Origin of the sequence: Microvirga tunisiensis, from assembly GCF_009296175.1 — a bacterium.
GTDB classification, from domain to species: domain Bacteria; phylum Pseudomonadota; class Alphaproteobacteria; order Rhizobiales; family Beijerinckiaceae; genus Microvirga; species Microvirga tunisiensis.
In genome coordinates this window covers 1-3,810 of the sequence record NZ_VOSK01000485.1, presented here as the reverse complement: position 1 = coordinate 3,810, position 3,810 = coordinate 1, and the positions used below count along the sequence as shown (strand labels likewise).

Here is a 3,810-nt window from a genome sequence, read left to right as displayed (position 1 = left end):
GAGGCAGGCTCCACGGTGACGAGCCGAAAGTGGCGGCCATAGAGCGGATGAGCGGGATCGATGACGACAATCTCAGATGCGTCAGGATGATCATCGTTCCTATGAGGGGTATCTCTGGACCCCGTCGAGGAGGTAGGCGAGCTGCGCAGATGAGATCGTCACGGCGCCGTTCGTGACGGCTAGCCACTGGAAACGACGACGCTCCAACCTCTTCGTGAACAGGCAGGCTCCGCAGCCATCATGCCAATTCATCTTCAAAAGATCGCCTTTACGCCTGCGAAAGACGAATAGATGCCCGCTGAGCGGATATGTAGCGCGCCACATATCCGCTCTTATGCGTCGCGGGAGACTATGTGGCGGCGGCAGAGCCGATGGCGGCATTCCGGCACTTTGCGGCTCTCAGCCGCCACATAATCTGAGCCATTTCTCCGGTGGGTGCCGACTGTTCGCGCCCGCACGGAGAACGCACATGCTTGAACGCTACTTTAAGTATCCGAGGGTCCTGCATCGCTTGAGAGGCGGCGGACTGGGCAACGAACTCGATTGCATCGCAACCTATCCTTTTGAGAACGGCTATCGGCACGCTTCGGTGAAGATCTACCTGAGCCGATTGGGACGGTTCAGTGGGTTGGTATCGCCCGCGAAGCCGATCAGCGATGTCCTGATCAATGGCTTTGTCGCCGGCTGCCCGACCGAGGCATCACGTGTCGCCGCACGCACCGCGATCGCTCTGGTCCGAACGATCGTTCTTCACCGTTTCGAGGATCGTCATCGCGAGCACGACCCACATGAGCCCCTGCTGACGAGCTATGCCGACTACCTGCGTGAGGTGCGTGGTCTGGCCGTGAAGACGCGGGAGGGGCAGGTTCTCGCCGCGCGGCGGATGCTTGCCTGGTGGGACCGGCATCACGCCAGCGAGCCGCTCTCGGCCATGACCGGCAAGCATGTGCTGGCGCTCACCGGTCACCTCATGGGCCTGTCGTTCATGGACAACACGCGGGCCGCGACCGGGTCCTATGTGCGCCGGTTTCTGAGGTTCCTGCACTGGGCCAACCTCAATGACCAGGACCTTGCGCGGTCCGTGCCGCGCACGCCATGCTACCGTCTCGCGCATCTGCCGCGGCAACTGGGTTGGGAGGATTCAGGACGGCGATCGACGCCATCGACCCTGCGCCCCCAACCGGCAGCCGCGATCAGACCATCCTCCTGTTGCTGGCCACGACCGGCATCCGCAGCAAGAAACTTCGCTCACTCGTTCTCGACGATATTCGCCGGCGCGATGCGCAGGTTCGGGTACGCCACACCAAGGCAAGGCGCGATCGGAGCGTGCCCCCTCATGCGGGAGGCGGGCAAGGCACTCGCCGATTATATCCTGCGGGTCCGGCCCAATTGCGGCAGCCGTCGCGTGTTCCTCGTGCACCGCCCCCCAGTGCGTCCAATCGACGGCAGCACTACCATCTCCCGCATTGTTCGCTCGGCCTTGCAGCAAGCCGGCATCGCGCTAGACGGTCCCACCGGTGCCCATCTCATCCGGCATAGCCTGGCGACCCAGCTCGTCAGCCGGTGACGACCGATCAACGAGATCGCCGACCTGCTCGGCCATCGCAGCATCAATACGACCGCCATCTACGTGAAGGTCGCGGTGTCGCAACTCACCGAAGTCGCCCTTCCTTTTCCGGGAAACGCGTGATGAGCACATTCTCCAGCAGACTCAGCAAGCATGTCGAGGCCTATGTCGCGCTTCGACGCTCGCTCGGCTTCTCGCTCAGCAAGCAGGCCGCGATCCTGCGCGCACTTGTCGCCTACGTCGATGCCGAACAGCACGATGGTCCACTCTGCCGTCGAACGGTGCTCGGCTTCATAGGCTCCTGGGCAGGCACGGCGAACGGACGGGCCGTTCGCTACGGCGTGGTTCGCAGATTCAGCGAATATCTCGCCATCTTCAATCCGCGCACCGAAGCGCTTGACCCCAAGGCCTTCCCAGGAACCGAGCTATCCCGCCACCCCGGATCCTCACCGACGACGAGCTTGCACGGCTCATGGCCGCATGCCGCTCGGTGTCGCCCGACTATCCCGAGCGCGCCGGGTTCCTGACGCCGCTCGTGGGCCTGCTCGCGAGCACCGGCATGCGGTCCGGCGAGGCGTTGCGCCTTGATATCAGTGATGCCGATCTCACGCAGGGAATTCTCCACATTCGAAGGACCAAGTTCCGTAAGGATCGCCTGGTTCCCGTCCACTCCTCGAGACTGACGGTTCTGCGCGACTATGCAAGACACCGGGATGGGGACCTTCCAACGCCGGACACCCCGGCATTCTTCGTCAGCTCGCGTGGGACGCGATTGTCGAAGTCCGGTTTGAACGCCGCCTTCGGCGCGGCGCGTTCCCTCGCCGGCCTCGATCGCGGCAAGCCGGTGCGTCTCCACGACCTGCGTCACCGTTTTGCAGTCAGGCGCCTGGCGATCTGGCATCGGCCAACCGACCCCAACTGTAGGGTTTGTCGAGTCCGCGACACGGTGGTGTTCGGCCCGGCTTCCTGCCGCACTCTCAAGCCATTGACCAGTATGCCGAAAATTAGTTCTGAGGCTCTTTCTGCGCAGTTGGCACGACTTTTGAAGATCCCCCGTCGGGAGCCGGAAGGAGCTGCCCACCGGCACTCATGTCGTGGGTACCCGCGATCGATGGACCGCAGCAAGGAAAGCAACATGTCAGGTCTGCGTCAGAACCGCGTTCCGTGGGAAACAGGCATCCCTCGTGGACTCCGAATGTCCTTTTGGTCCGATGAACGACGACACTCACAATCGCGCAGCATCGGCCAACGGCCGATTGACCTGGAGACGGAGTTCGACCAGCATGTGCTTGCCTGTGTCCTCTCGCGGGCGCTCAAGGAGATTGAGGCCGGTGAGATGACGGCGACGGAGGCAACGGGCCTCTCGCGTGCCGAGCTGCAGGATGTCCTGACCCGCAACTTCCCCGCTATCCCTGTCAAGGCCTTCGCCTTGGAAAAGGTGACCGACCGCGAGCCGGGTATGGAGGAAGGACTTCTGCGCGACCTGCTGTTCGCGCATGCCCGGCCGGGTGCCCCGGTGAGTGCCCGCTTCGCCAAGATCATCGCCCGGCGTGCCTTGCGCAACAACCATCTCTGGCAGGACCTCGGCCTCTTCAACCGGGCCGAGCTCAGCCGCTTGCTTGCCAAGCATTTCCCGATGCTGGCGGCCGGCAACACCAAACACATGAAATGGAAGAAGTACTTTTACCGCAAGCTCTGCGAGGCTGAAGGTTTCTCGCTCTGCGCCGCGCCCAGTTGCCGGGAATGCAACGAATTCGACAGCTGTTTCGGCCCGGAGGAGGGCGAAAGCCTCCACGCACGGATCAAGAACGGGCTCGCCTTGGATTAAGAGTGGCTTTCGCCAGCGGGACAAGGCCGCCAGTCTTGATCGCCATTCGTCTAAATCCACAGGCGCTTTTCCCGGCGGCGCTGCAGAGAGGAGGGGATGTTCATCGCCTCGCGATATTTTGTGACGGTGCGGCGCGCGATGTCGATGCCAGTTTCCTTAAGTCGGACGATGCGGCCCAGCGAAGAGGCTTACAATCTTGTCGGATAGCTAAGACGCTATGCCGCGCAGTCTAGTGTTCTGTCACTGACGAGTGATTCCGAAATCCGATCCGACGTGCGATCCTGCTCTGATGGGCAAGATCGAACGCATTGAGGTTCCCGCCGCTGATCGAGATCGCTTGGAGAGCTTGGTCGGTGACCGCAACACATCCCAGAAGGTCGTCTGGCGGGCTCGGATTGTTCTGCTGGCTGGTGAG

5 protein-coding genes and 2 pseudogenes are annotated in these 3,810 nt (G+C 62.4%); 4 read left to right on the top strand and 3 right to left on the bottom strand.

All coding sequences use genetic code 11. The annotated features are described in order from the left end of the window. Window positions 1–99: 99 nt before the first annotated feature. Both tnpB and FS320_RS51215 read right to left on the bottom strand, forming a co-directional pair. Complete coding sequence (gene tnpB, locus FS320_RS39810; RefSeq protein ID WP_202882956.1) at window positions 100–324, bottom strand: IS66 family insertion sequence element accessory protein TnpB; 225 nt, start codon at window positions 322–324, stop codon at window positions 100–102. A 376-nt stretch (window positions 325–700) separates the two neighbouring features. Then, window positions 701–946, bottom strand: coding sequence for a hypothetical protein (locus tag FS320_RS51215; RefSeq protein WP_420846835.1), 246 nt, complete (start codon window positions 944–946; stop codon window positions 701–703). 149 nt (window positions 947–1,095) lie between these two features. On the opposite strand from FS320_RS51215, the gene FS320_RS51210 reads away from it, so the two are divergent. From FS320_RS51210 to FS320_RS49150, 4 genes and pseudogenes are all read left to right on the top strand, one after another. Next, complete coding sequence (locus FS320_RS51210) at window positions 1,096–1,539, top strand: tyrosine-type recombinase/integrase (RefSeq protein ID WP_420846834.1); 444 nt, start codon at window positions 1,096–1,098, stop codon at window positions 1,537–1,539. A 150-nt stretch (window positions 1,540–1,689) separates the two neighbouring features. Further along, window positions 1,690–2,094: a hypothetical protein gene (locus tag FS320_RS46585; RefSeq protein ID WP_162562922.1), complete on the top strand. Its 405-nt coding sequence runs from the start codon at window positions 1,690–1,692 to the stop codon at window positions 2,092–2,094. Beyond that, window positions 2,040–2,390 (top strand): annotated as a pseudogene (locus tag FS320_RS49155) (tyrosine-type recombinase/integrase); the annotation flags it as partial. The gene FS320_RS46585 and the pseudogene FS320_RS49155, both read left to right, overlap by 55 nt. Before the next feature lie 372 nt (window positions 2,391–2,762). Further along, window positions 2,763–3,395, top strand: a complete 633-nt coding sequence (locus tag FS320_RS49150; RefSeq protein ID WP_162866325.1) for a nitrogen fixation protein NifQ — start codon at window positions 2,763–2,765, stop codon at window positions 3,393–3,395. A gap of 50 nt (window positions 3,396–3,445) precedes the next feature. Here the strand turns inward: FS320_RS49150 and FS320_RS39790 are convergent. Next, window positions 3,446–3,559, bottom strand: a pseudogene (locus FS320_RS39790) (RNA polymerase factor sigma-54); the annotation flags it as partial. Between the last annotated feature and the right edge of the window lie 251 nt (window positions 3,560–3,810).

Excerpts from the sequence above, each read along its gene's own strand:
- FS320_RS51210 (WP_420846834.1), top strand. The coding sequence starts at position 1,096 with ATGCTACCGTCTCGCGCATCTGCCGCGGCAACTGGGTTGGGAGGATTC.
- tnpB (WP_202882956.1), bottom strand. The coding sequence starts at position 324 with ATGTGGCGCGCTACATATCCGCTCAGCGGGCATCTATTCGTCTTTCGC.
- FS320_RS49150 (WP_162866325.1), top strand. The coding sequence starts at position 2,763 with ATGTCCTTTTGGTCCGATGAACGACGACACTCACAATCGCGCAGCATC.
- FS320_RS51215 (WP_420846835.1), bottom strand. The coding sequence starts at position 946 with ATGCTTGCCGGTCATGGCCGAGAGCGGCTCGCTGGCGTGATGCCGGTC.
- FS320_RS46585 (WP_162562922.1), top strand. The coding sequence starts at position 1,690 with ATGAGCACATTCTCCAGCAGACTCAGCAAGCATGTCGAGGCCTATGTC.